This window comes from Reichenbachiella ulvae (genome assembly GCF_025833875.1).
Taxonomy (GTDB): Bacteria; Bacteroidota; Bacteroidia; order Cytophagales; family Cyclobacteriaceae; genus Reichenbachiella; species Reichenbachiella ulvae.
Map to the genome: position 1 here is coordinate 3,758,880 of NZ_JAOYOD010000001.1, position 26,638 is coordinate 3,785,517.

General features: G+C 42.8%; 27 protein-coding genes and 1 tRNA gene. 16 read left to right on the top strand and 12 right to left on the bottom strand.

All coding sequences use genetic code 11. The features are described from left to right. Positions 1-3: 3 nt before the first annotated feature. A complete protein-coding gene (locus tag N7U62_RS15150; RefSeq protein WP_264138839.1) occupies positions 4-2,043 on the bottom strand; it encodes a M3 family metallopeptidase in 2,040 nt (679 codons plus the stop codon). 152 nt (positions 2,044-2,195) lie between these two features. Between N7U62_RS15150 and N7U62_RS15155 the strand changes: the two genes are divergently transcribed. Beyond that, positions 2,196-2,708 carry an outer membrane beta-barrel protein gene (locus N7U62_RS15155; RefSeq protein WP_264138840.1) on the top strand — a complete coding sequence of 171 codons (513 nt, stop codon included), beginning with the start codon at positions 2,196-2,198 and terminating at the stop codon, positions 2,706-2,708. Between the two features lie 127 nt (positions 2,709-2,835). Here the strand turns inward: N7U62_RS15155 and queG are convergent, their stop codons facing one another. Beyond that, positions 2,836-3,765, bottom strand: coding sequence for a tRNA epoxyqueuosine(34) reductase QueG (gene queG, locus N7U62_RS15160; RefSeq protein WP_264138842.1), 930 nt, complete (start codon positions 3,763-3,765; stop codon positions 2,836-2,838). Then, entirely contained in the window at positions 3,765-4,793 is a 1,029-nt protein-coding gene (gene ruvB, locus N7U62_RS15165; protein ID WP_264138843.1) for a Holliday junction branch migration DNA helicase RuvB, read from the bottom strand. Before ruvB ends, queG begins: the two co-directional genes overlap by 1 nt. A gap of 144 nt (positions 4,794-4,937) precedes the next feature. On the opposite strand from ruvB, the gene N7U62_RS15170 reads away from it, so the two are divergent. Continuing rightward, positions 4,938-5,957, top strand: a complete 1,020-nt coding sequence (locus tag N7U62_RS15170; protein ID WP_264138844.1) for an FAD:protein FMN transferase — start codon at positions 4,938-4,940, stop codon at positions 5,955-5,957. 25 nt (positions 5,958-5,982) lie between these two features. On the opposite strand, the gene N7U62_RS15175 is transcribed toward N7U62_RS15170, so the two are convergent. Continuing rightward, positions 5,983-6,396, bottom strand: a complete 414-nt coding sequence (locus N7U62_RS15175; RefSeq protein ID WP_264138845.1) for a hypothetical protein — start codon at positions 6,394-6,396, stop codon at positions 5,983-5,985. Between the two features lie 133 nt (positions 6,397-6,529). Here N7U62_RS15175 and N7U62_RS15180 point away from each other — a divergent pair, with 133 nt between their 5' ends. The 12 genes from N7U62_RS15180 to hisIE all read left to right on the top strand — a co-directional run bounded on the left by N7U62_RS15180 (position 6,530) and on the right by hisIE (position 15,976). Next, positions 6,530-7,306, top strand: coding sequence for a class I SAM-dependent methyltransferase (locus N7U62_RS15180; RefSeq protein WP_264138846.1), 777 nt, complete (start codon positions 6,530-6,532; stop codon positions 7,304-7,306). Next, entirely contained in the window at positions 7,303-8,046 is a 744-nt protein-coding gene (locus N7U62_RS15185; protein ID WP_264138847.1) for a ZIP family metal transporter, read from the top strand. Before N7U62_RS15180 ends, N7U62_RS15185 begins: the two co-directional genes overlap by 4 nt. Positions 8,047-8,327: 281 nt before the next feature. Beyond that, the gene (hisG, locus tag N7U62_RS15190; protein ID WP_264138848.1) at positions 8,328-9,185 is read left to right on the top strand and encodes an ATP phosphoribosyltransferase; all 858 of its coding nucleotides are present in this window, start codon (positions 8,328-8,330) and stop codon (positions 9,183-9,185) included. Next, the gene (hisD, locus tag N7U62_RS15195; RefSeq protein ID WP_264138849.1) at positions 9,182-10,483 is read left to right on the top strand and encodes a histidinol dehydrogenase; all 1,302 of its coding nucleotides are present in this window, start codon (positions 9,182-9,184) and stop codon (positions 10,481-10,483) included. The genes hisG and hisD overlap by 4 nt, the downstream gene beginning before the upstream one ends. Continuing rightward, positions 10,480-11,526, top strand: a complete 1,047-nt coding sequence (gene hisC, locus N7U62_RS15200; protein ID WP_264138850.1) for a histidinol-phosphate transaminase — start codon at positions 10,480-10,482, stop codon at positions 11,524-11,526. Before hisD ends, hisC begins: the two co-directional genes overlap by 4 nt. Before the next feature lie 24 nt (positions 11,527-11,550). Further along, the gene (gene hisB, locus N7U62_RS15205) at positions 11,551-12,684 is read left to right on the top strand and encodes a bifunctional histidinol-phosphatase/imidazoleglycerol-phosphate dehydratase HisB (RefSeq protein ID WP_264138851.1); all 1,134 of its coding nucleotides are present in this window, start codon (positions 11,551-11,553) and stop codon (positions 12,682-12,684) included. Continuing rightward, on the top strand, positions 12,681-13,268 hold the full coding sequence (gene hisH, locus N7U62_RS15210) for an imidazole glycerol phosphate synthase subunit HisH (RefSeq protein WP_264138852.1): 588 nt from the start codon (positions 12,681-12,683) through the stop codon (positions 13,266-13,268). The genes hisB and hisH overlap by 4 nt, the downstream gene beginning before the upstream one ends. Before the next feature lie 53 nt (positions 13,269-13,321). Next, positions 13,322-13,561, top strand: coding sequence for a hypothetical protein (locus N7U62_RS15215; protein ID WP_264138853.1), 240 nt, complete (start codon positions 13,322-13,324; stop codon positions 13,559-13,561). After that, positions 13,543-13,839 carry a type II toxin-antitoxin system RelE/ParE family toxin gene (locus tag N7U62_RS23265; protein WP_404818026.1) on the top strand — a complete coding sequence of 99 codons (297 nt, stop codon included), beginning with the start codon at positions 13,543-13,545 and terminating at the stop codon, positions 13,837-13,839. The genes N7U62_RS15215 and N7U62_RS23265 overlap by 19 nt, the downstream gene beginning before the upstream one ends. Beyond that, on the top strand, positions 13,839-14,561 hold the full coding sequence (hisA, locus tag N7U62_RS15220; protein WP_264138854.1) for a 1-(5-phosphoribosyl)-5-[(5-phosphoribosylamino)methylideneamino]imidazole-4-carboxamide isomerase: 723 nt from the start codon (positions 13,839-13,841) through the stop codon (positions 14,559-14,561). The genes N7U62_RS23265 and hisA overlap by 1 nt, the downstream gene beginning before the upstream one ends. Further along, positions 14,551-15,306, top strand: coding sequence for an imidazole glycerol phosphate synthase subunit HisF (gene hisF, locus N7U62_RS15225; RefSeq protein WP_264138855.1), 756 nt, complete (start codon positions 14,551-14,553; stop codon positions 15,304-15,306). The genes hisA and hisF overlap by 11 nt, the downstream gene beginning before the upstream one ends. Positions 15,307-15,361: 55 nt before the next feature. Continuing rightward, entirely contained in the window at positions 15,362-15,976 is a 615-nt protein-coding gene (gene hisIE, locus N7U62_RS15230) for a bifunctional phosphoribosyl-AMP cyclohydrolase/phosphoribosyl-ATP diphosphatase HisIE (RefSeq protein WP_264138856.1), read from the top strand. Positions 15,977-16,034: 58 nt separating this feature from the next. Here hisIE and N7U62_RS15235 read toward each other — a convergent pair whose 3' ends face one another. The 7 genes from N7U62_RS15235 to N7U62_RS15265 form a co-directional block, all read right to left on the bottom strand. Continuing rightward, entirely contained in the window at positions 16,035-16,766 is a 732-nt protein-coding gene (locus N7U62_RS15235; RefSeq protein WP_264138857.1) for a GIN domain-containing protein, read from the bottom strand. A gap of 281 nt (positions 16,767-17,047) precedes the next feature. Continuing rightward, the gene (locus tag N7U62_RS15240; RefSeq protein WP_264138858.1) at positions 17,048-17,497 is read right to left on the bottom strand and encodes a 3-oxoacyl-ACP synthase; all 450 of its coding nucleotides are present in this window, start codon (positions 17,495-17,497) and stop codon (positions 17,048-17,050) included. A 6-nt stretch (positions 17,498-17,503) separates the two neighbouring features. Then, the gene (locus N7U62_RS15245) at positions 17,504-18,499 is read right to left on the bottom strand and encodes a WD40/YVTN/BNR-like repeat-containing protein (RefSeq protein WP_264138859.1); all 996 of its coding nucleotides are present in this window, start codon (positions 18,497-18,499) and stop codon (positions 17,504-17,506) included. Positions 18,500-18,886: 387 nt separating this feature from the next. Next, positions 18,887-18,961: transfer RNA gene (locus N7U62_RS15250), tRNA-Val, on the bottom strand. An 85-nt stretch (positions 18,962-19,046) separates the two neighbouring features. Further along, on the bottom strand, positions 19,047-21,164 hold the full coding sequence (locus N7U62_RS15255) for a hypothetical protein (protein WP_264138860.1): 2,118 nt from the start codon (positions 21,162-21,164) through the stop codon (positions 19,047-19,049). Between the two features lie 18 nt (positions 21,165-21,182). Next, on the bottom strand, positions 21,183-22,628 hold the full coding sequence (locus N7U62_RS15260) for a glycoside hydrolase family 28 protein (protein WP_264138862.1): 1,446 nt from the start codon (positions 22,626-22,628) through the stop codon (positions 21,183-21,185). A 134-nt stretch (positions 22,629-22,762) separates the two neighbouring features. After that, the gene (locus tag N7U62_RS15265; RefSeq protein WP_264138864.1) at positions 22,763-23,536 is read right to left on the bottom strand and encodes a class I SAM-dependent methyltransferase; all 774 of its coding nucleotides are present in this window, start codon (positions 23,534-23,536) and stop codon (positions 22,763-22,765) included. Between the two features lie 63 nt (positions 23,537-23,599). Between N7U62_RS15265 and N7U62_RS15270 the strand changes: the two genes are divergently transcribed. Next, on the top strand, positions 23,600-24,790 hold the full coding sequence (locus N7U62_RS15270; RefSeq protein WP_264138865.1) for a GWxTD domain-containing protein: 1,191 nt from the start codon (positions 23,600-23,602) through the stop codon (positions 24,788-24,790). Continuing rightward, positions 24,769-25,545, top strand: coding sequence for a 23S rRNA (guanosine(2251)-2'-O)-methyltransferase RlmB (gene rlmB / locus N7U62_RS15275; RefSeq protein WP_264138866.1), 777 nt, complete (start codon positions 24,769-24,771; stop codon positions 25,543-25,545). Before N7U62_RS15270 ends, rlmB begins: the two co-directional genes overlap by 22 nt. On the opposite strand, the gene N7U62_RS15280 is transcribed toward rlmB, so the two are convergent. After that, entirely contained in the window at positions 25,542-26,615 is a 1,074-nt protein-coding gene (locus N7U62_RS15280; RefSeq protein ID WP_264138867.1) for a mannose-1-phosphate guanylyltransferase, read from the bottom strand. The two genes, rlmB and N7U62_RS15280, sit on opposite strands and share 4 nt — an antisense overlap. Positions 26,616-26,638 lie beyond the last annotated feature (23 nt).

Sequence of the window (26,638 nt, forward strand, 5' to 3'; positions counted from 1 at the left end):
TGGCTATTTCAAGCCACTTCTTTCTAACAATGCTTCTACAGTAGGCTCCTGTCCTCTGAATCTTTTGTAAAGCTCCATTGGGTGCTCACTTCCACCTCTGGACAATATATTTTCCTTAAAGGAGCGTGCCACCTCTGGATTGAAAATTCCTTTTTCCTTAAATACGGAAAAAGCATCTGCATCCAGGACCTCAGCCCATTTGTAACTATAATACCCTGCAGCATATCCTCCCTGGAAAATGTGGCTAAACTGGGTACTCATACAGGTGCCCGGTATTTTTTTGAAAAGCTCCGTTTTAGCCATGGCATTTTGCTCAAATGCTGCAACATCTTCCACATCGATTTCTTCTTGCTGTAGCGAGTGCCAGGCCATGTCCATCAAACCAAAGCTTAGCTGTCTCATAGTTTGATAACCTTCATTGAAGTTGGAAGAGTCCTTGATTTTTTGGATGTACTCTTCTGGGATGGCTTCTCCTGTTTCGTAGTGTTTGGCAAATAGATCCAGACAATCCTTTTCCTGCAACCAATTCTCCAGAATCTGCGATGGCAGCTCTACAAAGTCCCAGTACACACTCGTGCCACTCAGTGAACCATATTTGCTATCTGCCAACATCCCGTGCAGGGCATGACCAAACTCATGAAAGAGCGTTTCCACTTCATTGTAGGTCAAAAGGGAAGGCTTACTGGCCGATGCAGGTGTAAAATTACAAACGATAGAAACGATCGGTCTGTGATCTCCATTTTCGTCCTTGTATTGGCTCTTGTAGGAAGTCATCCAGGCACCGCCTCTTTTGCCTTCTCTTGGGAAATAATCTTCAAAGAATACCGAAACATGTTTACCTTCATCGTCCAAAACCTCATAGGCCTTAACGTCTGGGTGATAAACCGGAATGGACTCGTTTCTTTTGAAAGTCAGTCCATAGAGTCTTTTGGCTACTTCGAAAATGCCTTCTACCGCCGATTCCAATTTGAAATAAGGGCGGAGCATCTCATCGTTGATTTGGAACTTTTCGTTCTTGAGCTTTTGAGAATAATAGGCCCAATCCCATCTTTCTAAATCTCCTTCGAGTCCATTGGCCTTAGCAAAGGCCTGAACTTCCTTCACTTCTTCTTTGGCCTTAGGTAGTGCCTTTTCTAGCAGATCATTCAAGAAGCCATTCACCTTCTCAGCAGATTCTGCCATTCTTTCTTCCAGCACATAGTCCGCATATGTCGCATAGCCCAATAGGCCTACTTTTTCGTTTCTCAGCTTGACTATAGCCTTGACATTTTCCTGATTGTCTCGCTCGTCTCCTTTAAAGGCCTTGGACATGTAAGCCTTATAGAGCTTTTCTCTTAATTCGCGATTGTCTGCGTACTCCATGAAAGGTACGAAACTAGGCGCCTGTAGGGTGAACAACCATTTGCCCTCATGCCCTTTAGATTTGGCAGTCATAGCGGCTGCTTCTTTGATTCCGTCAGGTAATCCCGATAAATCCGCCTCGTCTTCGATGATCAGTTCATAGGAATTGGTTTCGGCCAAAACGTTCTCCCCAAACTTCAGCTGCAGTTTGGACAACTCCTTAGATATCTCGCCATATTTGGTTTTTTCTTCTTTGCTTAGGTTAGCACCACTTCTGATGAATCCCTTGTAGGATTTCTCCAATAGCATCAAATCCTCTTTGTCAAGATTGGATCGGTCGGCATTTTCATAGACTTCCTTTACCCTGGCAAATAGGGCCTCATTTTGCATGATCTGATTCCCAAAATCTGTGAGCATGGGCGATAGTTCCGCCGCTAAGGCCTGCATCTCATCTGAAGTCTCCGCTGAGTTCAGATTAAAAAACACTTCTGCAACACTATCCAATTGCTTGCCGCTGCGATCCAATGCTACGATGGTATTTTCAAAAGTTGCAGTCTGCTCATTATTCGCAATCTGATCGATCTCCTCGAGTGATTCCTTAATCAATTGCTCAATGGCTGGTTTGTAATGTTGAAGCTCTATGGTAGAAAAGGGAGCCACTCCGAATGGCCCGTCAAAGGGCTTTAATAAAGGATTGTTCATACTGATTCAATACAATTTTGAGAATGCTAAATTATAGCATACGAAAGTATTTCACCTGAGATCGAAATCTTTTACACGACATTTTATGTGCTACTATTTGTCAAGAATTCTTTTATAACAATTTTTGTAAAAAATATAATTATTTAAACATCATGAAAAGAATGCTAACACTAGTGGTACTACTATGTGCCACTTCCGCATTGTATGCACAAGAAGGAAATATCTACGGAGGTGGAGCCCTCAGTTTTCAGGAGAATTATTGGAAGTTAGCTCCTGAAGGTGGCTATTGGATTACCGATCAAATCCAATTAGGTGCGTCCTTTACCATAGAAAATGACAAAAGAGTTGCGGGACTAGATGAATCAACCGTAGCACCTCATGTATATGGTCGCTACTGGTTTCCTATTACTGAAAAATTTGGCCTTTATGTAGGCGCAAACCTCAAGGTAAATTATATCACCCAAGACCCGGGCAATACCAATTCGGTTACGGATTTTTATGCCGATGCAGGGATTGGATATCAAATCGCCCCTAAGTGGCAGATCATTGGTCGACTGGCTCGCTTCGGTGCAATCAACAACAGCTTCATCCTGGACGTGAACATGACCGAGCAACCCCTTTTCAACGTGGGGATTCTCTATACAATCAAAGGAGGCAATGGTTAAACCCAAAATTGTCATTAGAACTTCTGGCCTGATAGCTCCCGACGACTAGTTATCAGGCTTGACTTTTATTAAAGCTCATTGAAGCGAAAGGGCAAAAAACAACTCTGAGCCCTTTAAAAGGGCTCAATCACTTCTTCTTAGCGAAGTTTATATTTCTCTGTAGACCTGAAAGCTTTGTTCTTTTGACCGCCGAACCTTTGAAAAGCTCTCGGAAAAGTTCTTCGCTAATTTCTTCCCAATCAGATTTTTTCATATCGGGCAATTGCTCATGAGGATCAAACGCGGGCTCTTGATGCGATTTGGAAAAACGATTCCAAGGACAAACGTCCTGGCAAATGTCACATCCAAAAACCCAATCCGCCATCTTGCCTTCAAACTCAGCAGGGATTTCGTTTCTTAATTCTATGGTAAGGTAAGAAATGCAACGGCTGCCATCCACCACATAGGGCTCTGGAATCGCATCAGTAGGACAGGCATCCATGCATCTGCGACAGGTGCCACAGTGATCCGTCACAGGCCCATCATAGTCCAACTCTACGTCCAGAATAATCTCTGCCAAGAAGAAAAATGAACCCATCTGCTTGTTAAGCAAGAGGGAGTTCTTCCCTACCCAGCCCAAACCGGATTTGGCAGCCCAGGCCCTTTCATGCACGGGAGCAGAATCCACAAATACTCGGGCATTGACCTCACCGACTTGATCGATGATTTCATTTAGGATGGTCTTCAGCTTTGGTTTGATGATGTAGTGATAATCCTTGCCATAAGCATATTTGGCAATCTTATAATTGCCCTCTTCAGCCAGATCCTTTTCTGGGAAATAATTATAGACCAGAGAAATGACAGATTTGGCGCCATCCACCAACTTACGAGGATCGAGTCGTTTGTCGAAGTGATTGGCCATATAGGCCATCTCACCATGCATGCCCTGATTCAACCACTTTTCGAGTTTTGGCGCTTCCTCTTCGAGAAATTCAGCCCGAGCAATACCGCAAGCCTGAAAGCCCTCTTCTGATGCTTTGTTTTTAATGAATTGTGTAAGCTTGCTTTGATTCGACATCAGTCAAACAAGGTCCCGGTTCTCGAAGGCGGCACAATCTTCAGGTGCTTGTATGCCAATTCGGTGCATTCTCTACCCCTGCTGGTTCTTTTGATATAGCCCTCTTTGATCAGGAAGGGTTCATAGACCTCCTCTATCGTGTCAGCCTCTTCGCTACATGCAGTGGCAATCGTGGTGAGGCCAACCGGCCCCCCTTTGAATTTTTCGATGATCGTAGAAAGGATGCGGTTATCCATTTCGTCCAACCCATTGGCATCTACATCTAGAGCTTCTAATGCCATATCCGCGATGGGTTTGGTTATGGTACCATTGCCTTTGATCTGTGCAAAATCCCTCGTTCTGCGTAGGAGGTTGTTCGCGATACGAGGCGTCCCTCTACTCCTTCTTGCCAATTCCAAAGCAGCGTTTTCTTCTATTGGAGTATCCAAAATAGCTGAGGACCTTTTAACAATGCCGGATAACAATTCCGCATCGTAATACTCCAATCGCGCATTGATCCCGAAGCGGGCACGAAGGGGTGAGGTCAACAATCCAGATCGTGTCGTCGCACCTATCAGTGTAAAGGGGTTCAAACCAATCTGTACCGATCGCGCATTGGGCCCTGTATCCAGCATGATGTCAATTTTGAAATCCTCCATCGCCGAATAAAGATACTCTTCCACGACAGCATTCAGCCTGTGTATTTCATCTATAAACAGTACATCGTTTGGCTCTAGATTAGTCAACAAACCAGCCAGATCTCCCGGTTTGTCCAACACTGGTCCTGAAGTAATCTTGATGCTGGACTCAAGTTCATTGGAGATGATATGAGAAAGCGTAGTTTTTCCTAAGCCAGGAGGTCCATGCAGAAGCACATGATCCAGTGGTTCTGCCCGTTGCTTGGCAGCTTGCACAAACACCTTGATGTTGTCTACCACCTTTTGCTGGCCGGCAAAGTCGTCAAAAGAGAGCGGTCTCAGCGCTTTCTCAAACTCTACTTCTTCGGGCATCATGTCCTCCCCATCCGGGTCTAAATAATCTTCTCTCATTTAATCCAATTAATATCAGCTAAAATAGCCATTTGCCTGCAAAAGTAGTGAGAATGAAAGACAAAGGAGGGCATAAGTCTGCAGGTCAATTTCTTATTTCTATTAAACTTAAGTTTCTTTGCGCACCGGTAGTAAAAGAAGAAAATGCAGAAGAGAAGAATTTTATTGGTAGTGCTCGCACTGGGCATACTGATTGTGTGGAGACAGTTGCACAAGGAGGAAGAGGCAAAGTTGATTCATTTGACAGGAGAAACTATGGGCGTGGTTCCCTATTCTGTTAAGTACCTTGACATGGCAGAGAGAGATTATAAAGAGGAGATTGATTCCTTACTCGTTGATTTTAACCAATCGTTATCTACCTACATTCATGACTCAGAGGTTTCCGAATTTAACCGCACAGATTCGATTTACTATCGTACGCCATACTTCTATCCTATGCTCAATATCAGCAAGGATATCTTTGAGAAAAGCGAAGGAGCTTTTGATCCCACCATCGGGCCATTGGTAAATGCCTGGGGATTTGGGCCAGAGAAAAAATCTACCCTGGACAGTGCTTTGGTTGATTCCCTATTGATGACAGTTGGATTTGACAATGTACTATTTGACAATAAGAAAGCGGCCAAACTACCGGGCGTATATTTAGACTTCAGTGCGACTGCCAAGGGTTATGCAGTGGATGTAGTAGCCAGTTTTCTAGAAGAGATGGGCATCCACAACTTTATGGTTGAGATTGGTGGAGAAGTGGTTTGCAATGGTAAAAATGACAAAAACACCTACTGGAAAATAGGTATTGAAAAACCAGACATGTCACCCGAAATGAGTGACCTATATGCTACTACATTTGTGAAAAACACGGCATTGGCCACCTCTGGAAACTACCGCAATTACTACAAAGAAGAGGGTAGAATTATTTCTCACACCATCAGCCCATATACCGGTTACTCTATTAGACACAATCTCCTGAGCGCCTCTATTTATGCTCCGAGCTGTGCACTGGCAGATGGTTTTGCGACTGCTTGCATGGTGCTGGGTGTAGACAAATCTATTGCTATGATTGAATCCAATAACGAACTGGAAGGACTATTGATATTTTCTGACGAGAAGGGCAACCTCAACTATTATGCATCCGAAGGGATCACATCAATAATTGAGATTGTAGAATAAGGGTTTATTGACTCTATTGGATGGATTACTTTGTTCTACTATGAGCAGCGATCATTTTATCAATACCCAATTGAAGAACGGACTTCCATTGAGCGTCTAGTTCCTGTGTCATTTTTTTATCGTGAAGTTTGACCGTACGAAGCAGAGCGTCTAACCAATTTCGGTACATCCATCCGGGTATATTCATATGGTCTTTGTCATGAGAAGTCGAAAGTTGTTCCACCTTCATTTCAGCAGATTTACTACCACCGGCAAACATGATCAAGTGCGACAGCCCATGCCTCAAAAGATCCTTTTGCTTGACCATGTCTGTATTTTTGAACCTGTCCTTGACAGCTGGTGATGAAGATTGAAAGAATTGATAAAAATCGTCGAAAAATGTGGGCGAAGCTACGCATCGGCCATAGCTGAGCCTTACCTGGTTAATGTCTTGATCCATCGTTTTATTTGTTTGCGTTTAAATGAGGCGTAAAAGTAGGAGAGCCAATAAATCTGGACAATGACCAAAATCATTATGGATATTGATTTATTTCACTCCCGTCAACCGAGCGACTAGGTCTTGAAAGCAATGCATGTTAATATTGCAGCGCACTATGATGGAGGAGCAAACACAAAAGAAAGAATGGTTCGATGAATGGTTCAATACCATTTACTACCATATTTTATACAAAAACCGGAGTTACGAAGAAGCTGGCAAGTTCTTGGACAAGCTCATCCATTATTTTGAAATGCCTAAGGATGCCAAAATTTTGGATCTTGCTTGTGGTAAAGGGCGCCATTCGATCTATTTAAACAATAGGGGTTTTGATGTAACTGGTGTAGACCTATCGGAGCAAAACATCGCCTTTGCCCGACAAAAAGCAAATGACTCGCTGCACTTCCACATTCATGATATGAGGGAGGTTTTTCAGCCTGCTACTTTCGATTATGTTTTCAACCTATTTACCTCCTTTGGTTATTTTGATTCTAAAGAAGAAAACCTGGATGTAATTCGAGCCACCTGCGAATCTTTGAAACCTGGCGGGAAATTGCTTATCGATTTCCTCAATCCCTATGTAGTAATCAATCAACTGGTGAGCGAGGAAGACAAAACCATTGACAACATTCATTTCAAAATCACAAGGGAGCATACCAAAGACGACTATATCGTCAAAAACATCGAAGTGGATGATCATGGCCAGCATTTTGAATACATGGAAAAAGTAAAGGCGATCCGAAGAACAGATTTTTTGAACTATTTTGATCAAATTGGACTTAAGCTTTTGGACATATTCGGAGACTATCAACTCAATCCTTATATCAATGACCAATCTGAACGTTTAATCTTCGTCATTCAAAAACCCGCATGATCAAATCTGCTATCATATTATTCCTTTCGGCCATGCTAGGTGGCCTACTAGCAATCAACTCTGTAGATGCTGTCAAAAGAAACATCAAGATATTGCTGGTTTTTGCGGGATCCTTTTTGTTCTCCATTACAGTCATTCATATTCTACCCGAAATCTTTGAAGCAGGAGACAACCATCTTCATATCGGACTCTTTATTCTGTTGGGTTTCTTTTTCCAACAGGTGCTGGAGTATTTTACCGACGGTGTAGAGCATGGACATATGCACCATCATCATCATGGAGAAAAGCACTCCAGCCTGAAAAGTCTATCCTTAATCGTAGCGCTTAGTATTCATGGTTTGTTAGAAGGAACACTCCTGGCCCACCCAGAAAGTGTGCATGGCAATCATACCGAAGGAACTTTACTGGCAGGCATCATCTTTCACAAGGTGCCGGCTGCTCTGGCTTTGATTTCGGTGCTTTCCTGTCAGTACCAGTCTCGAAAAACGCAACTGTTTCTGCTCACTATATTTGCGATGGCTTCTCCTCTTGGATTATTTGCAGGGCATTTCATGGAGGATATTGGATGGATGGATCACGCCTCGATGACCTTTCTTTTTGCTTTTGTGTCAGGTAACTTCCTACACATATCGACCACCATATTTATCGAATCTAGTCCTGAACACAGCTGGAGCACGAAAAAGCTTTTAATCAGCCTGCTGGGAGCGGGGTTGGCCGTACTGTCCGAGTTTTTGTTTTAGCAATAACAAATGTGTCAATTGTGACAGTCAAAACAAATGACAGAAATCATTGAATATTTCTACAGCAAAAAGACAATATTCCAACAACTTTTATAAATTTGCCTCGCAAGAAAATAATTATGATTACTAACAGACAACATCATCACCATACAATGATCGCACAGGCGAGGTGGTAGAGGTATGTCTATAAAAATATTTCACTAATCCCGTCTGATTAATTTTGGACGGGATTTTTTGTTTATAGTCCCTCCAAACACTGAGAAGACATTAAATCAAAAACCATGAGCAAGCTTAAAATCGCAGTACAAAAATCCGGAAGACTCAACGATGAATCAATCGACCTTCTAAAGAGCTGTGGTATCCACATCGACAATGGCAAAGACCAATTGAAAGCCAGTGCTTCCAACTTTCCTCTGGACGTACTTTACCTCCGCAATGGAGACATTCCACAGTATGTAGAAGATGGTGTGGCGGATATAGCCATAGTCGGCGAAAATCTACTCGAGGAAACAGAAAATGATATTGAAACGGTTAGACAGCTGGGCTTTTCTAAATGCAAGTTGTCTCTGGCTGTGCCAAAGGAGGTTGACTATCCTGGCGTAGAATTTTTTGAGGGAAAGAAAATTGCAACTTCCTACCCTAATACACTGAAAAAATTTCTTGCTAAAAACAAGGTAAATGCAGACATCCACGTGATCAAGGGCTCTGTGGAAATCGCGCCAAACATTGGTCTGGCTGAAGGGATTTGTGACCTGGTTAGCTCAGGTAGCACCTTGTTCAAAAACGGGCTAAAAGAAACAGACCTGATCCTCAAATCTCAGGCAGTATTGGTTAAAAATAAAAACCTGACTGTAGAACAAGAGGAGCTATTGGACACGCTTTTGTTTCGTCTAGATGCAGTGCAGAAAGGGAAAAAATCCAAATATGCACTGATGAATGTACCGAATGACAAAATCGAGCAGGTCATTCAACTATTGCCGGGGATGCGCAGCCCAACGGTACTGCCATTGGCAGAGGAAGGCTGGAGTTCGGTGCACACGGTGATCGGCGAAGGAGAATTTTGGGAAATCATTGACCAGCTAAAAGCAGCTGGAGCAGAAGGTATTTTGATCGTTCCAATCGAAAAAATGGTACTATGATAGTTGCTATTAATCCAAAAAGAGAAGAGTGGGAGCAACTGGCTGAGCGCCCTGCCCTGGAGCAGCAAAATCTGCAATCCACAGTCGATGAGGTATTCAAGTCAATCCAATCCGATGGGGATAAGGCTGTACTCGAATTCACTAAGAGATTCGACAATGCTACCCTGATCAACACCGTAGCTGGTGAAGAAGAACTACAGTATGCCGATCAATTGGTCGGTGGTGAATTAAAGGAAGCGATCGAGCTGGCTGCAAAAAATATTGAGGCCTTTCACACGGCCCAAAAACCACAAAGAGTGGAAGTAGAAACGGCTCCTGGGGTTACTTGCTGGCAAGAAGCCAAAGCCATCCAAAAAGTGGGCATTTATATCCCTGGAGGCACAGCTCCCCTATTTTCTACTGTGCTCATGCTAGCACTTCCAGCGAAAATTGCTGGATGCAAAGAAATCGTGCTATGTACGCCTCCCGGCCCAGACGGCTCAATCAATCCTGCCATTTTGTTTGCAGCGAAGTATGCAGGCGTCAAACAGATTTTTAAAGTAGGTGGCATTCAGGCCATCGGGGCGATGACATTTGGAACAGAGTCGATTCCGAAAGTGGATAAGATCTTTGGTCCGGGCAACCAATATGTGACTGCCGCCAAGCAGCGTGCTGCACAATTGGGCGTGGCGATCGATATGCCTGCGGGTCCTTCAGAGCTGTTGGTGATGGCTGACGAAACGGCTGTGCCTGAATTCGTGGTATCGGATCTACTTTCTCAAGCCGAACACGGTGTTGACAGTCAGGTGATCTGTGTTGTCAAAAGCGAGGAACAAGTCGAACCCATACAAAAGGAACTAGAGATACAATTGGCTTTACTCCCAAGGAAAGAAATAGCTGAAAAGGCGATAGAAAACTCCAAAATCATCTGTTTACCAGAGGATCAGGACTGTGTCGATTTCATCAACGAATACGCACCAGAGCACTACATCCTTTGTGTGCAGAATGAAGATTTCTATCTGGACCAAGTGATTAATGCGGGTTCTGTTTTCATCGGTAATTATACGCCGGAGAGTGCAGGTGATTACGCATCTGGTACCAATCACACCCTACCAACCAATGGTTACGCTAAATCATACAGCGGTGTGAATCTGGATGCATTCATGAAGAAGATCACTTTCCAAAAAATCACTGAAAAGGGGATATTAGGAATCGGTCCAGCCATCGAGCAAATGGCCACAGCAGAGCAACTGGATGCACACAAAAATGCGGTGACCAAAAGACTGGCATACCTCAACTCGAAAAATCTAAAATCATGAATGTGAGAGATCTTTTGAGAGCCAATATCAAGGCAATGACTCCCTACAGTTCAGCACGTGATGAGTTCGACAATGTAGCGGATGTTTATCTGGATGCTAATGAAAATCCATTTGAGAATGGCATGAACCGCTATCCAGATCCTTATCAAAAAGAGGTCAAAAAACGTCTGAGCGAGATCAAAGGGATTGCTCCAGAGAAAATCCTGCTAGGCAATGGTAGTGACGAAGTACTGGACATCATCTTTCGTGCCTTTTGCGAACCTAGATTGGACAATATCATCTCTCACAACCCGAGCTATGGTATGTATCCGGTTTTGTCTGAGATCAATGATATCGAACTGCGCAAGGTCAATCTGGAAGAAGGCTTTCAGCTAAATTCCCAGGCGATGATTGATGCTTCCGACGAATATACGAAGCTATTTTTCATCTGCTCTCCTAACAATCCATCGGGCAACTTGCTACAAAAGGATGAGATCAAAAAAATCCTGGATTTGAAGAGAGGAATCGTAGTGATCGATGAGGCATATATCGACTTTGCTGAGGAAAAATCATGGATACACGAGCTAGACCATTACCCAAATCTCGTCGTTTGTCAGACACTATCTAAGGCCTGGGGATTGGCTGGATTGAGAATGGGTATGTGTTTCGCATCGGAGGAAATCATAGCTGTATTCAATGCCATCAAGCCGCCGTACAACGTGAATGTGCTTTCACAAAAGGCAGCATTAGAAGTATTGAATAATGAGCCGGCATTTAAGGAACAAGTAGCTATCATTCTAAGCGAAAGAATAAAGGTAATTGCTGCATTGGAAGCCGCCAGTTGTGTTTCGAAGGTTTTTCCTACCGTTTCCAATTTTGTACTGGCTAGAGTAGACAATGCCAAGGCTTTGTATAATTTTCTATTGGAACGAAAAGTGATTGTAAGGAATCGCTCGACCCAGTATCTATGCGAAGAAAGTCTGCGTTTCACGATTGGTACGCCAAAGGAAAATGATCGATTGATAGACGGAATTAAAGAATATGAAAGTGCTCAAGGCGAATAGCCCAAGGCTGCAAGCAACAGAAAAATGAAAAAAGTATTATTCATAGATAGAGACGGCACCCTGGTATTGGAACCACCAGTTGATTACCAACTGGACTCTTTGGAGAAGCTGGAATTTTATCCAGGCGTATTCCAGTGGATGTCTAAAATCGCCAAGTTAGGATACGAATTGGTCATGGTGACCAATCAGGATGGTTTGGGTACAGACTCCTTTCCAGAGGACACCTTCTGGCCAGCACACAACAAGTGCATGAAGGCCTTTGAAAACGAAGGGGTGATCTTCGATGATGTAAAGATCGATCGCAGTTTTCCTGCTGATAATGCACCTACTCGCAAGCCTAGAACAGGCATGCTAACCGAATACATGGATGGCAGTTATGATTTGGAAAACTCTTTCGTCATTGGCGATCGAATCACCGATGTGGAGCTTGCGAAGAATCTGGGCTGCAAAGCTATTTTTATCCAAAACCAAGAAGGTTTAGGTGCTGAAGAAATTTCTTCTAAGGTGGAAGAGTTGCAGAGCTGCATCGCCCTCACCACTACGGATTGGGAAGATATATACAATCTGGTAAGTCGAGGATCCAGAAAAGGTAGCGTAAAACGCACCACCAAAGAAACGGATATCGACATAGAAGTAGAACTAGACGGTACAGGTCAGGCTGATATCGATACGGGAATCAAATTCTTTGATCACATGCTGGACCAGATTGCCAAGCATGGCCTTCTCGACTTGAAAATAAAAGTGAAAGGTGACCTGGAGGTAGACGAGCACCACACCATCGAGGATACTGGAATAGCGCTGGGCGAAGCTGTTTTGGAAGCCCTCGGCAACAAGAAAGGAATCGAACGCTATGGTTTCTGCCTTCCGATGGACGATAGCCTGTGTCAGGTAGCACTGGATTTTGGTGGTCGTAACTGGATTGTCTGGGATGCCGAATTCAAAAGAGAAATGGTAGGCAAGATGCCAACAGAGATGTTCTTTCACTTCTTCAAATCTTTTTCGGATGCGTCAAAATGCAACCTGAATATCAAAGCGGAAGGAGACAATGAACACCACAAGATCGAAGGCATTTTTAAAGCCTTTGCTAAGGCTATCAAAATGTCAGTGAAACAAGACAAAGACAAAATGATTTTACCTTCTACGAAAGGAATGCTATGAGCAAAATAGTAATTATAGATTACGGTGCAGGCAATGTCAAATCTGTGAAATTCGCCCTGGATCGATTAGGTATCGGGTATGAGCTATCGCGCTCTGCGGAGACCATTCAGTCTGCAGACAAACTGCTTTTCCCTGGTGTGGGTGAAGCCAGCTCGTCGATGAAGGCACTGGAAGAATATGGGCTTACCGAAGTAATCAAAGATGCCAAGCAGCCGTTTTTAGGCATTTGTTTGGGCATGCAGATGATGTGTGAGTCTTCAGAAGAAAACGACACCAAGGGGTTGGGAATTTTTCCTCTTCCGGTGAAATTATTTGACAGCACAGATGTCAAAGTACCTCACATGGGCTGGAATCAGGTAGAAGATTTACAGACACCCATTTTCGATGGTCTAGAGGAAAAGGAGTACATGTATTTCGTGCACTCTTACTATGTGCCAGATTCGGAATGGACCATTGCCAAAGCGAACTATCCGGCCCCTTTCAGTGCCGCACTTCACAAGGATAACTTCTATGGCTGCCAGTTCCACCCTGAAAAGAGCGGGTCTTTTGGTCAGAAGATTTTAGAGAATTTTGTTAGAATGTAATCGGTCGACCGTCTAATAGAATGATTGATCAAAGAAATTAGTATTTTTATGTTATGAGCACAAAGGATTTAATAAAGGAAAAACTAGACCAAATTCATGAAGAAGAGGTTCTCTCCAATATTCTTGAAATGCTCCAGTTGGAAATTGAGCTAAATAATGAGGAAATACCTCTAAAATTGACCCAATCCCAAAAAGCAGCGATAGAAGAAGGATTGGACGATGTTGCCAACGGCCGTGTTTTAACACATGAAGAAGCCAAACAAAAAATCGATAAGTGGTTCGAAGGAAAATAGTTTGGTCTCAGATTGCATTAGAGGATAAAATCCAAATTTATAGTTATTGGTTTAATGAATTGAACAATCACAGCTATGGTAAAAAACTAGAGAAGCTGTTCAATAAATCAATCGAAACTCTAGCTATTTACCCTCGATCCGGTCGTCTAACAGAACATAAATACACTAGGGCAAGAGTAGTCAAACATTACATTCTGTATTATCAATTTTCAGAAAACACCATTACAATATTAAGAGTTTGGGATGCTCGACAAGATCCCAATAAACTAAAGTTATAATGATTCGTATTATTCCCGCAATAGATTTAATAGATGGCAAATGTGTCCGATTGACGAAGGGCGACTATGACCAAAAGAAAGTATACAATGAGAATCCTCTGGAAGTAGCCAAGGAATTCGAAGATGCTGGTATCAAGTATCTTCATTTGGTGGATCTGGACGGGTCGAAAGCCAGAGAGATCAAAAACGCCGCTGTGCTGGAAAACATCGCTGCGAATACTGGACTAACTATCGATTTTGGTGGAGGCATTCGATCTGACAAGGACATAGACATTGCTTTCAATGCTGGAGCTACTCAGGTCAATTTGGGTAGTGTCGCTCTGGAGAACAAAACGCTCTATGGCGAATGGCTGAAAAAGTTTGGAGCTGAAAAGATCATCCTCAGTGCAGATTCTACTAACAGAAAAATAGCCATCAACGGCTGGCAGGAAGAATCTCAAGTCGATCTTTTCGATCTGATCAAAGAATATGAAGCAATGGGTAACCAATACATGGTTTGCACCGATATCAGCAAAGATGGAATGTTGCAAGGCATAGCCGTAGACTTATACAAAGACTTAATGGCTACTTTCCCTTCCCAAAAAATAGTCGCGAGCGGCGGAGTTAAGGACATCAAAGATGTAGAAGCTGCCGCTGCTCTGAACATGGATGGCATCATCATCGGTAAAGCCATCTACGAAAACAAAATTTCACTGAAACAACTGGAAGCCTATGCTGACTAAGAGAATCGTACCCTGCCTGGACATCAAAGATGGACGTACCGTGAAAGGCGTCAACTTTGTAAATCTAAGAGATGCAGGTGACCCGGTAGAACTGGCTGCCATCTACTCTGAGCAAGGGGCGGATGAGCTCGTGTTTTTGGACATCACAGCAACAGGTGACGGCAGAAAAACGACAGCTGAGCTGGTAGAAAAGGTTGCCGAGAAAGTCAATATTCCATTCACCGTAGGAGGAGGAATCAAATCTGTGCAGGATGTCTATGAACTACTGCACAGGGGAGCAGACAAGATTTCTATCAACTCTTGGGCGGTAAAAGAACCAAAAGTACTCGACGAATTGGCCTTGCAGTTTGGGAGTCAGTGCGTGGTACTGGCTGTAGATGCCAAACAAATCGATGGACAATGGAAGGTTCACCTGGTAGGCGGCAAAGTGCCAACTGAAATTGATCTGTTCGATTGGGTAAAAGAAGCCGAAAGCCGTGGTGCTGGCGAAGTGCTATTTACCTCTATGGATCATGATGGATCGAAAAATGGCTTTGCCAATGAAGCCTTGGCAAAACTATCGGACATGGTGAGTATTCCGATCATTGCGTCTGGGGGAGCAGGAAGCATTCAGGATTTTGCAGATACCTTTGTTGAAGGAAAAGCAGACGCGGCATTAGCGGCTAGTGTTTTTCACTTCAAAGAAATCGAAATACCAACCTTGAAAAACGAATTGAAAAAGCAGGGAATACCTGTAAGAATATAACAGACGAGAGTCCAGAGTCGATAGTCAATAGATTGACAAAACTCGACTGCTGACTATGGTCTACAGACTATTGACTATGAATATCGATTGGAATAAAACTGAAGGCCTAGTGCCAGCCATCATTCAAGATGCGAAAACGAAAAACGTTTTGATGCTAGGCTATATGAATGAAGAAGCTTTGACTCAAACTCAGGAGAGTGGCAAAGTGACTTTCTACAGCCGCACCAAAGAAAGGCTCTGGACCAAAGGCGAAGAGAGTGGTAATTTTCTAGAACTGGTAGATATAAAACTGGACTGTGACAATGACACGCTCCTAGTTCAAGCCAATCCAATCGGACCTACTTGTCACAAGGGTACAGATACTTGCTGGGCAGAAGAAAACAAATCGAATTTCAGCTTTCTTTCCAAACTGGAGGCAGTAATCAAAGACCGCCATGATAACCCAGACGAGAAGTCTTACACCTCTTCCCTATTCAAAAAAGGAATCAACAAGGTCGCCCAAAAAGTAGGAGAAGAAGCCGTAGAAGTGGTGATAGAAGCCAAGGACAACAGCGAAGAATTATTCCTAAACGAATCTGCGGATCTTCTTTATCACTATATGATTTTGCTACGTGCCAAAGGTTATGATCTGGAGGATGTGGTAAAAGTTCTCGAAGAAAGACACAAGTAAAGAAAAAGGTCCCGAATAGTTCCGGGACCTTTTCTATTTGTTTCGTGTTATGATCTTTTTAGGCATCAATTTTTTCTATGGTAGCACCGGTAGAAAGATCTATTGCCTTGATGACGGCATCACCTGCATATCGTAGTACACTAGACCCACTGGCAGTTAATCTGATCTCCTGATTGATCACCAATTCCGCGCTACTAGCCCCAGACAAGTCCATATTCGCAAAATTGACTACCAATCTATCATCCTGAACCATACCACCGGCTTTTACAACCATGCCGATATGATTGGAGCTACCTTGAATTTCCAAATTAGATGCATTCGAGACTTCTACATCCAGTCGTTCCACATCCAGTTGCGTCCTCAAAAAACTCGCGCCGTTCACATGCAGCTCTACCTGATCAGAAAAAATAGCTTCTGTAGCGGTTAATCTAGAAGCGTTATTTACAGAAATAAAATCAAGAGGATTGTTGGTATAAACCCTCGCTTTCAAAATGGTATTTCCACTAACATTGACACCATCCAAACTGATTCTCAATTTCCCATCTTCCTGAACTGCCGTGATAAAATCATGTAAATTTTCATTGGATTCGATTAAAACATACTCTTCATCAGAGTAAAAAATCTCCACATCAAAATCATTGGAAACTTCTACAGCATGAAAATCGCCAACAGTAAACTCCTCGGTAGTTACAGTAGAGGAAGGACTAATTTCATCTTCACAGGAGGAAAAAATCAATAGTCCAACCATTGCCATCAATCCTCCCATCAAATTTTTATAACTGGTATTCATCTTCTTCTTGTTTAGTCACAATATTTTATTCAAACATGAATTGACAAGAAGTATGCCATAATTGCACAACACTACATAACATGTTGATACGCTGATTTTTGGGATGCCATTTAATCCAACTTTTCTGCAAGTTTTATAAAATATACCCAAATTTGGGTATTGAATTAAGTCAGCAGATTGCCCACCTTTGAATTGTAGTCGAATAAATAAATCAAGTCTACAAGATAATTTTTCTCGAATAAATGCTGCTGACGGTACCATAATCATGGTGCCGTTTCTTTTTACTGTACTTTTAGAATTTTGAAGTCCTTATTCATCCAGGAATAGCTATCTCCCTCTCCCTTTCCAAGTAACTGTTGTGCAATTGGGGATACCGGTGATATGGCCATGATCGATTGTAACTCCCATTTGACTAATCCAAGACCAATGGATATGAAAAATTCAGCACTTTCGGTAGTCACCCATGCGCCTGTTTCGATTCGATCCAACTTCTTTTTTGGATCTATTGACTTCAGCATTTTGTATTGATGCTGCAACTCGGCTAACTGTTTTGCATACATGTCACGCTCATTTTGACTCATGGCGCGACCTGTCTCGTATTTATCTCCCGCTGATGATTTGGTTTCATTGTTAGCCGAATCCTGAGCGGCCTGCATGCCGTCCTTAGCAATAGCGATTTTCTGCTCTAGTACATCCATACATGCACGAAAGAGCAACTCCTTCTTTTTCAACTTTACTTATAATTTGATGTTCATGACTCGTCCACCACTGCCGGCAGCCCAAATATTGCCATCAGGCCCAACTCCCAGGGTGTGAAACCCCGGGGCATCAACCCTCTCCCAGGTGAACCCGCCATCATTTGACAAATAAGTAGCAGATGGCCCTGTAGAAATAACCCGATCACAATTCAAGTATTTAACAGAAGATTGATAAACAGGAAAATTATCAGCCGGAACCCATACTTCACCACCGTCAGAGGTAATCATCACGTTATCTTCACCTATGTCTGGTTGAGTATAGTCTCCTCCCACAGCTATTCCATTATTCTTATCACAAAAGTCTATAGAAAAGATTCCCTGACTGGACTCTCCTTGAATCATAGGAACGTATATGGGCTTCCAAACGCTTAAAGATCGATTTGATTTAATTATTCTAGACATTCGACCTCCTGTCCCATTGATAAAAAATTCTTCTCCCAGATACAAGTGACTGCCGCTAGCTGCAAAGCCCCCTGCCTCGTCTTGAGCCATCAGTGGCAACTTATCAGCTCTAACTCTCTTCCAGCTAGCTCCTTTATTCTTAGTTTTTAAAACGAATAGTTTTCCATCTACTGGATCTCCAGTCAGCACTCCTCTTCCGTCTTTATCAAAACTGAAGCCGTTGAAAAATCCTTTGGGTTCCGAATTAGCATACACCTTTTCCCAGGTGGTGCCCCCATCTTCTGTCTTAAAAATATTGGATAATTCGCCCTCTCCAGCACTCATCACCAAAACTTCAGTTGCCGAAAACACCTCCACATCTCTAAAATCTAATCCATCTGTTTCTGGTATTGATATTTTGACCCAGGTGGTGCCTCCGTCTTCCGTTTTGGCAATTGTGCTGTTGCTTCCACTGACCCAGATGACATTCTCATCCAATACAGATATCCCTCGAAGGGAGGCAGTAGAATCCACAACAGTTTGTGCCTGTAACCAAATGGGTAGGCAAAGGAGAAGGAGAAGAGGGGTTTTCATCGATACAAAATAATCAAATTCTAACTGAATCGGAATATATCCTTAAAGATCAATATGGAAATGTGTTTGGATAATCAAAAACTAAAAATTCTACGACATGAAAGAAGGGCTTCTCAACACATCTTTAGCAATAGAAGACAGGATGAATCCGATTGTAATCGGATATACTGGAATCGGAACGCCGAACCGCAGCAACCTCTGACCTGTCAAGGCAATCAATTTAGTAGGGTAGATTGTGCGAAGAGCGATAAGCCAATGGCGAAAAGCGATTAGCGAAAGGCGAAATTGTGGGATATACTGGATTCGAATCGGAACGCCGAACCGCAGCAACCTCTGACCTGTCAAGGCAGCAGAGATGGTAGGATTGTAATAAGGAAGGGAGATATGTGGGATATACTGGATTCGAACCAGTGACCTCTGCCCTGTCAAGGCAGCGCTCTAAACCAGCTGAGCTAATACCCCATTATTTAGGAGCGGACAAATATCACCCAAACAAACGGCATAACAAAAAAGCAACCATGAAAAATATTAGATTATCAAAACTAATCTACTCCAATGTTTCTCCTTGAGAAAAACCTTCATAACGTACATTCCAACTTCCGTTATTAGGCCATCCATCTTTCGATATGCACATATCTGCAATTGCCGCTAACAATCCTCCATTACCTGGCAAGTAAAGAGTTAAACTGCTTCTCTGATAATTATGCCCATTCATCAAATAGGTGTTTTTGGGTGTGTCCATCAGTAAAAAATCTACTGCCTGTTCGGGTTGTCCCAAAGCATTAGCATTCATGGCAGCTAGTGGCATATCCCAACCCCAGGTCGTGGGCCAATCCCACTTTTCGATGATGGCTTGTTGGGTAGTTTTCATGATCGAAGTATCCACCCTATTCGTGAGGGGTACGAAACCTGCCACACCTAATACTATAGGATGATCTGTAAGATATCGTGGGTTATCATAAGAGTCCGTACCATCTTCGGTAAACAAGTAGCGGCCATCCTGAACAGGCAGTGGAGCCAGTTGATTCAGCACTTCCTCCCATTTTGGGTTTCTTGTTTCTCCCATCCGATCCTGCCATTGGAGAGCAGTTTTCAATCCCCAGTACCAGTATGCCAGTTCAAAAGCTGGGTTCAGAGTGGTCTCTGGATGAAATCGCTCCTGCGCAGGGATCAAGGCAGGGCCTAAAACGTATGCTCCTCTTGCTGAATCCAAACGAGCGTAGGATGCCATGAAATCAGCCGTGGCATAAACCAGCTTTTTGTACTTTTTCAACAGCTCATGGCTAGGCTTCTGCTGATAAAGTGCTTCGGTAAGATAGATAATATGGGGCTGCTGCCAGATCAAGAAAACTCCTATGCCGCTAGGGCTTTCTCTACCTGAAGGGTCGATCATCTTGGGCCAGCGTATGCCTTCATAACCTTGCATTTCCGCCGTTTTTTTTGCCTGATCATAGATATCAAAATAAAAATCTAACTGCTGAGTAATGAGTTCGGCCCGTCTCCACTTAATAAAATGGGCCGCGTGCCACCAGTGCATCTCCAGATGGAACTTGCCATGCCAGCTGTTGTAGGTTAGTCCTGTTTCTTGAGCAGGATACCGACCTGTACATTGGATTTTAGTCAAGTACTGAGATAAGACCACCCTTCTCTCCAGCTCCTCCGCTCGGGGATCACTGCACTGCGAAAAATCTACGGCAGCACCACTCTCCCAAAAGGTCTTCCACTTTTCCCTGTTGTTAGACTCTGTCTCAGAGAAGTTCACGAGTCTTGACTTTATTGGTTTGTTTGAAAAAGAGGCTGCAAGCTCAAACTGATCGCCGGATGAATCAGGAGTGATCAAATATTGGTGTGCTTTTTCCTCATCCAATGTGCCCGCTGACCATTCTAATTGATTGTAGTAAGTTGCATCATCCAACTTACGTTCGAAAAATACGCCAGTGTCGGTCGTTGTGACTGCCTTCGTTTGGTGATCATCCGGATGATCAAAGTCCAGTCCAGAATCAAATTTTTCGTGACTGGCATAGGGAAAACGAATTTTCACTCGGAGTTTATTCTGCTTGATCAGATTAGACTGCACCCTAAAGGCCACTTGATCCCTATCCTGATGACAATAGGTGATAACCTCTACCGCCTCTCCATTAACCTGAAAATTACTTTTGAGCTCACCCGTCCAGAGATTGAGGCTTTGTTTTGGGTTTTCCACTTTGCGTATTTCGTCCAACCCTTCTATTTCCAGACCTATGAGCCCTAAGTGGAGACGGTGTGGATTTTGCCTCAGCCAGTCAGTAGCGCCTACTTTTCTTGCCGAGCCACTGCTATGCTGATCGAAGTAATAAACCGAATCTTGCCCGTTCCAGTAGTGGGTCTGCACATCCGCCAACGAGTAATCCTCTGGATTAGGAAAAGAATGCCAGCCCCACTGCGACTGGGTACCTAGAGGAATCCCATTTTCGTAAAAATCAGGAAAAGTCTGCATGCCCGTGATGTCTGCACTATAGGCAAATTCTCCGTTGCCTACCGTCAGCACCGCTAATGAATCGATCTGCTGATGGCTGATGTTATGTCTGGTCACTAAGGCCTCTCGGTCGATCGCACCTTTTTCATTTATTGCTCTAGTGCAGGAGAGACAAGCAACTGCAAGTAGATAAATACTGAATTTCTTCATACGAATGATCATTTTTGATTACTGAATGTTCACACTTCCAACATCTTCCTGCACCAGCCATTGGCGTGCATCAGGCTGCTCACTGGTGATCTCACAATTGATGAAATTAACTTGATCCACATGCCGGGTAAAAAAAGCATAGGCACTGGTGTTGCCAAATTTGCTTCCCTCAGGGTATTTGCCATCATACTCCATCACGGTTTGCTCATTGCTTTCTACTCCGCCTTTTAGCTCTAGATTCAATTCTTCGAAAGTCACATTCTGAATCCGGTGCCCTTCCATCCCAGTGATGATGGATGGATACTGCTGTGTAAAATCTTTACCCCTGATGTTTTTGAAATGTATATTGGAGATACTGCCGATCCGGGTCTTTCTGCCAGGGACGTTTCTTCTCCGGTTTGCCAGCAACATGAATATAGCCTGACCACAGTTGGTAATGTCGCAATCGCTGATGTTAATATTGTTGATGTAGGCCCCATCCATAGATTCAATCACCAGTGCGGAGTTTTGATGGGCATTTTTCAGGGTCAATCCAGAGACTTCAAAATTCATGAAACTACCCAGCCCGTCGGTACCAAACTTAAAGCAATTACCGGCATTTACATTCAGCTTATCGATGACACAATCACGCACCACCACATCCTTACAACCGTACTCACTTCCGCTTTTGAAGCAAATGCCATCGTCCTCAGATTTGATGTCACAGCCCTCAATCAGTACATGATGACAATCCACGATATCTATACCATCGCGATTAGGTGTGAGGTTGCCTGTGTGAACTTTGATATCTCGGATGGTGATGCTGTCCGATTCGATGTAAACCTGAGTCCAACAAGCCGGATCGACCATAGTGATACCAGACACCTCTATGTTCTGGGATCCTACGAAAGCCAGAATGGAAGGACGATCTTTTTCTGTGCCTAGCTCCTTGACATTCATCCATGACTCATAATCACCCTGGCCATCGATTTTACCTTTCCCAGTGATAGTTACATTTTGCACATGGTCACCATAGATCAAACGGCGCTGACAGTCCTCTAGCATTCGGTTGGGATACTTAGTCTCAATCATGCCGTGTGGATAGACCTCCTCTGAATCGGACTGAACTCCGAGAATGGTGGCCGCTGAATCGATTTGTAGGGTCATATTACTACCTAGCATCAATTGGCCAGTAAGGTATGTTCCTGGAGGGAAAAGAACGGTCTTACCACTACCCTGACAGGCATCGATGGCTTTCTGAATGGCCTTTTGATCATTGGTGACACCATCTCCTATAGCTCCATATTTTTTCACATCAAAAACCTGTGGGTTAGCTGGTGAACAGCGAAGTAAGGCTGACGCCAAGAGTATTAGCAAGTATTTGCTCATAATTCGAATCGCAATTAGTCTATACTGAATGGCACCAAACGCATAGGCATGCACCAAACGATCTTCTAAACTACTGCATTGTCCGGGGTTGGGCAAATCGGCTTAAGTTTCTTAGAGTCAACCAAAAAAATAATAAATCAACCAGGGTATGCCCATGACAATAATGAACAGTATCACGCCCCAAAATTTATTTCTTCTTTCACTTTCAGGTTCGTATTGGTCGTATTGGCTCACTTAGTTAAGATACAGAATAAATCAAGATTTTCATCTGATGCATCTGCTAGATAGAAATCACTATGATGGATTTGAGAAACCAGACCTGCGTCTTGATCCTGTAATTTGTTTCGATTAAAACGGTTCAGAATTTCGTACGGAAATCTCAAAACTGGTGCTGGTAATCTGTATTGAAGATCGAAAATATCAAATCGCATAATTCGGTTTACAGATTTTCTATTTTCTTCATGGTATTCCATCACTTTCTCGTTTCCGGCTATACCTTTCATTTCGACACCACTGAAAATAGTAGCCGCTAGTTTTTTCAACTCGGCGCCTGTATATTCTCTTACATGCCATGGATTTCTAGACAAGGACATCTTGATATTAGGCGTAGTGATGATCGCTCTGCCGCCAGGTTTCAAAACACGATGTATCTCCTTCAAAAAAAGATGATCTTCCTTAATGTGTTCGATTACCTGAAAACTAATAACAGTATCGAAGGAATCATCCTCCAAATCACTGAATGGAGGAAAAACAGCCTGACGGAAATCAATGCCCTCATATTTCAATTTTAGCGCATCGATCACTTCTGTGATTTTATCCAATGCCACATACTCATCGGCCAAAGGAGACAAAACCTCAATCCCTCTGCCTTCTCCACAACCAGGCTCTAAAACTTTGCCTTTGACAAATGGTTTTGCCTCGATATATGCCTTGAGTAAACGCTGATGGATAGGATTGTCAGAGACAATTTTGTCCGATGCTATTTCCGTAGTAAATGTTGACATCCGGCAAAACTAATTCATTCATCAACTCAAAACATGAAAATCATTTATATTTAGCTCATGCCAATGATTAAAACCATTTTGATGGTCCTATTCCTTTTGGGTTGGAGTTTTAAACCTGCCCAAGCCATCGACCTTTCAAAGATCAATCACAGCAACAATTACCGTAAAAGTGGGGTTCGGTTTTCTCACAGTATAGCGAAAACTGGTCGCGAATATCATTTGATTGTTGCCCTGAGGTTTCAACGCTATTCAGGATTAGACAAGATTGAAAATTTTCAGTTACTCTCACAAGAAAAATTCAACTCTTCCAAACATACCGAAATCCCATTGGATGGAATGAAAAAACGGCGATTGGTTCCTGGTGAAGAATTCGAGATGCGATTTGAAACAGAACAAATCCACAACTATCTGGTGGTAGCATTCGAATATGCCACTCGCCAATACTACTTTGATATCCCTATCAACGAAAATCTGGCTTTTCCTCTAGCCGATTTTCTATGCGTTCAACCTGACACGAACCGCATGCACAATGATTTCTCTCCAGGCGAAAAGATATCATTGATAGACCAAGATACTAGTCAGCAAACTGTTTTCATTTTTCAATACGATAAACATGCTTTTGATAACTCGGTCCCACCTATGGTTTTGACTCTTCCTGACAGTACGCAAGTACCTCTCGATATCAAAAAGAGAGTTTTGAAAAGCGATTCTATTATTCTGGATTCATTAGACCGATTGAGTTTCATTCAAAAAAATGAACAGAGCAGTGTGGGACAAATGTGCTTCGCTTCTTCAGGGACTTACCCAAAACTGACCTTGATAGAAGAAGTGATTGTGCCCTTGGTTTACATCAGTACTAGCGAAGAATATCAAAAAGTAATGACGGCAGAGGACAAAAAAGAAGCCTTCGAAAACTTCTGGCTGAAAATTATTCCTTCGAAAAAAACAGCTGCTAATACGATAAAAGAATACTATCAAAGAATCGAGGAGGCCAATTCCCTATTTACCTCTTATAAGGAAGGCTGGAAGACCGATCAAGGGATGATATACACTATTTATGGGCCACCTGATGTGGTAGACAAAGAGGAACAAAAAGAAATATGGAAATATTCGGTCTATCAGGGTGAGATAACCTTTACTTTTGCCAAACATAAAAATCTGTTTACCCAATATCACTATGTTTTAGAGAGAGACAAGAGCTATTCGGGTATTTGGTTTAGCGAAGTAAAAAAATGGAGAAAAGGAATTTTGTAAATAAAAATCGCCCAAAGGCGATCAAATATGACAACATGGTTTTTGGTACCAGAGCGGTAATCGAAACCATCAAGTCTGGAAAGACGATCGATAAAATTTTTCTTCAGAAAGGCATAAGTAATGAGCTAACCAATGAACTATTGGAATTGCTTCGTGGCTCTATGGGGATTGTGGCTCGTGTGCCAGTTGAAAAACTGGATCGCTTTACCAGAAAGAATCATCAGGGAGTTGTCGCCTTTGTCTCTCCGATCGACTTTGTTCCATTGCACAACATTGTTGCCACCAGCTACGAAAATGGACTTGCACCTCTGGTACTTATACTTGACAGAGTGACTGACGTTAGAAATTTTGGGGCGATTTGCCGAACTGCCGAATGTGTCGGAGTAAATGGAGTTGTCATTCCGTCCAAAGGCGGAGCAATGATTAATAGCGATGCAGTAAAAACTTCTGCGGGGGCCCTGAATTATTTATCCATTGCCAAAGAAGCCAACCTTTTAGAATCTGTTAAATATTTGAAAGACAGCGGATTTCAAGTGCTCGCCTGTACCGAAAAGACAGACGAACTTGTATATGGTGCTGACTTGAGCATCCCTACTGCTATCATTATGGGCTCAGAAGAAGACGGAATTTCGGAAGAGCTACTCAATGCAGCTGATCTGAAAGTAAAAATTCCAATCATGGGAAATATCGATTCTCTCAACGTTTCGGTAGCAGCAGGGGTTATTCTTTACGAAAGCATGAGACAAAGATCTTAAAGATATTTGTCTCTCCCTTCTTCTTTCACCTTAGCTACGTACTCTCTAAACTTGGACTCATTGTCCTTTTTACAAACAATCAATACGTCTTTGAAATCCCCCACCAAATAGCCATCTAGATTATCAAGGATGACCAAGCGATCTGATTCGCTGCGAACGATATTATTTTGACAATCAAACATAATTGGATCTCCATCGATCACATTTTGATCCTCATCTTTCTCTCTCAATTCATGAAGAGAATCCCAAGATCCCAAATCAGACCAATCAAAATCACCCTCGATTACATGAACATTCTGTGACTTTTCCAGAATGCCGTAATCAATGGAAATATTTTGACATGCAGGATAGACCTTGTCTATGAAAGTTTGCTCCTCGTCAGTAAAATACTTATCACTACCCTCAGCAAAAGTCTCCGCCATTTCAGGCAAATACATCTCGAATGCTTTAATAATTGTGCTTGTAGACCAAACAAAAATCCCCGCATTCCAAACGAAATCGCCACTATCGATGAATTTTTTTGCCAGTTCTAGTTCTGGCTTTTCAGTAAACGTCTTTACTTTTTTAACCCTCTCTGAGCCTTCCAGATATTGAATATAACCATACCCCGTTTCTGGACGGGTGGGTTTGATTCCTATAGTCACGATACTATCCTTTCCTGTAGCGCCCTCGATAGCAGTTTGAGCAATTCCTGCAAATTTTTCTTCTTGTAGCACCACATGATCTGCAGGAGTGACTACCATTACAGCATTTGGGTCCTTCTTATGAATTTTATAGGCTGCATAGGCGATACAAGGAGCTGTATTTCTTCTACTTGGCTCACAAAGCACCTGATCATCGGATAGATCAGGCAGTTGCTCTTTTACCAAGCCTGCATAATCATGGTTTGTAACTACTATTATATTATCTTTGTTTGAAACTGACAGGAACCTTTCATAGGTTAGCTGTAGAAGCGATTTACCAATGCCCATAACATCAATAAATTGTTTGGGTTTAGTGTTTCTACTGTATGGCCAAAACCTACTCCCGACTCCACCAGCCATTATTACTATATGCGTATTCGAATTCATGGTTCTAATTACTATGAGTTAGG

What these genes read in the sequence shown, in the direction of transcription:
- N7U62_RS15150 (WP_264138839.1), bottom strand. Translation starts at nt 2,043, where the DNA reads ATGAACAATCCTTTATTAAAGCCCTTTGACGGGCCATTCGGAGTGGCT.
- N7U62_RS15155 (WP_264138840.1), top strand. Translation starts at nt 2,196, where the DNA reads ATGAAAAGAATGCTAACACTAGTGGTACTACTATGTGCCACTTCCGCA.
- queG (WP_264138842.1), bottom strand. Translation starts at nt 3,765, where the DNA reads ATGTCGAATCAAAGCAAGCTTACACAATTCATTAAAAACAAAGCATCA.
- ruvB (WP_264138843.1), bottom strand. Translation starts at nt 4,793, where the DNA reads ATGAGAGAAGATTATTTAGACCCGGATGGGGAGGACATGATGCCCGAA.
- N7U62_RS15170 (WP_264138844.1), top strand. Translation starts at nt 4,938, where the DNA reads ATGCAGAAGAGAAGAATTTTATTGGTAGTGCTCGCACTGGGCATACTG.
- N7U62_RS15175 (WP_264138845.1), bottom strand. Translation starts at nt 6,396, where the DNA reads ATGGATCAAGACATTAACCAGGTAAGGCTCAGCTATGGCCGATGCGTA.
- N7U62_RS15180 (WP_264138846.1), top strand. Translation starts at nt 6,530, where the DNA reads ATGTTAATATTGCAGCGCACTATGATGGAGGAGCAAACACAAAAGAAA.
- N7U62_RS15185 (WP_264138847.1), top strand. Translation starts at nt 7,303, where the DNA reads ATGATCAAATCTGCTATCATATTATTCCTTTCGGCCATGCTAGGTGGC.
- hisG (WP_264138848.1), top strand. Translation starts at nt 8,328, where the DNA reads ATGAGCAAGCTTAAAATCGCAGTACAAAAATCCGGAAGACTCAACGAT.
- hisD (WP_264138849.1), top strand. Translation starts at nt 9,182, where the DNA reads ATGATAGTTGCTATTAATCCAAAAAGAGAAGAGTGGGAGCAACTGGCT.
- hisC (WP_264138850.1), top strand. Translation starts at nt 10,480, where the DNA reads ATGAATGTGAGAGATCTTTTGAGAGCCAATATCAAGGCAATGACTCCC.
- hisB (WP_264138851.1), top strand. Translation starts at nt 11,551, where the DNA reads ATGAAAAAAGTATTATTCATAGATAGAGACGGCACCCTGGTATTGGAA.
- hisH (WP_264138852.1), top strand. Translation starts at nt 12,681, where the DNA reads ATGAGCAAAATAGTAATTATAGATTACGGTGCAGGCAATGTCAAATCT.
- N7U62_RS15215 (WP_264138853.1), top strand. Translation starts at nt 13,322, where the DNA reads ATGAGCACAAAGGATTTAATAAAGGAAAAACTAGACCAAATTCATGAA.
- hisA (WP_264138854.1), top strand. Translation starts at nt 13,839, where the DNA reads ATGATTCGTATTATTCCCGCAATAGATTTAATAGATGGCAAATGTGTC.
- hisF (WP_264138855.1), top strand. Translation starts at nt 14,551, where the DNA reads ATGCTGACTAAGAGAATCGTACCCTGCCTGGACATCAAAGATGGACGT.
- hisIE (WP_264138856.1), top strand. Translation starts at nt 15,362, where the DNA reads ATGGTCTACAGACTATTGACTATGAATATCGATTGGAATAAAACTGAA.
- N7U62_RS15235 (WP_264138857.1), bottom strand. Translation starts at nt 16,766, where the DNA reads ATGAATACCAGTTATAAAAATTTGATGGGAGGATTGATGGCAATGGTT.
- N7U62_RS15245 (WP_264138859.1), bottom strand. Translation starts at nt 18,499, where the DNA reads ATGAAAACCCCTCTTCTCCTTCTCCTTTGCCTACCCATTTGGTTACAG.
- N7U62_RS15255 (WP_264138860.1), bottom strand. Translation starts at nt 21,164, where the DNA reads ATGAAGAAATTCAGTATTTATCTACTTGCAGTTGCTTGTCTCTCCTGC.
- N7U62_RS15265 (WP_264138864.1), bottom strand. Translation starts at nt 23,536, where the DNA reads ATGTCAACATTTACTACGGAAATAGCATCGGACAAAATTGTCTCTGAC.
- N7U62_RS15270 (WP_264138865.1), top strand. Translation starts at nt 23,600, where the DNA reads ATGATTAAAACCATTTTGATGGTCCTATTCCTTTTGGGTTGGAGTTTT.
- rlmB (WP_264138866.1), top strand. Translation starts at nt 24,769, where the DNA reads ATGGAGAAAAGGAATTTTGTAAATAAAAATCGCCCAAAGGCGATCAAA.
- N7U62_RS15280 (WP_264138867.1), bottom strand. Translation starts at nt 26,615, where the DNA reads ATGAATTCGAATACGCATATAGTAATAATGGCTGGTGGAGTCGGGAGT.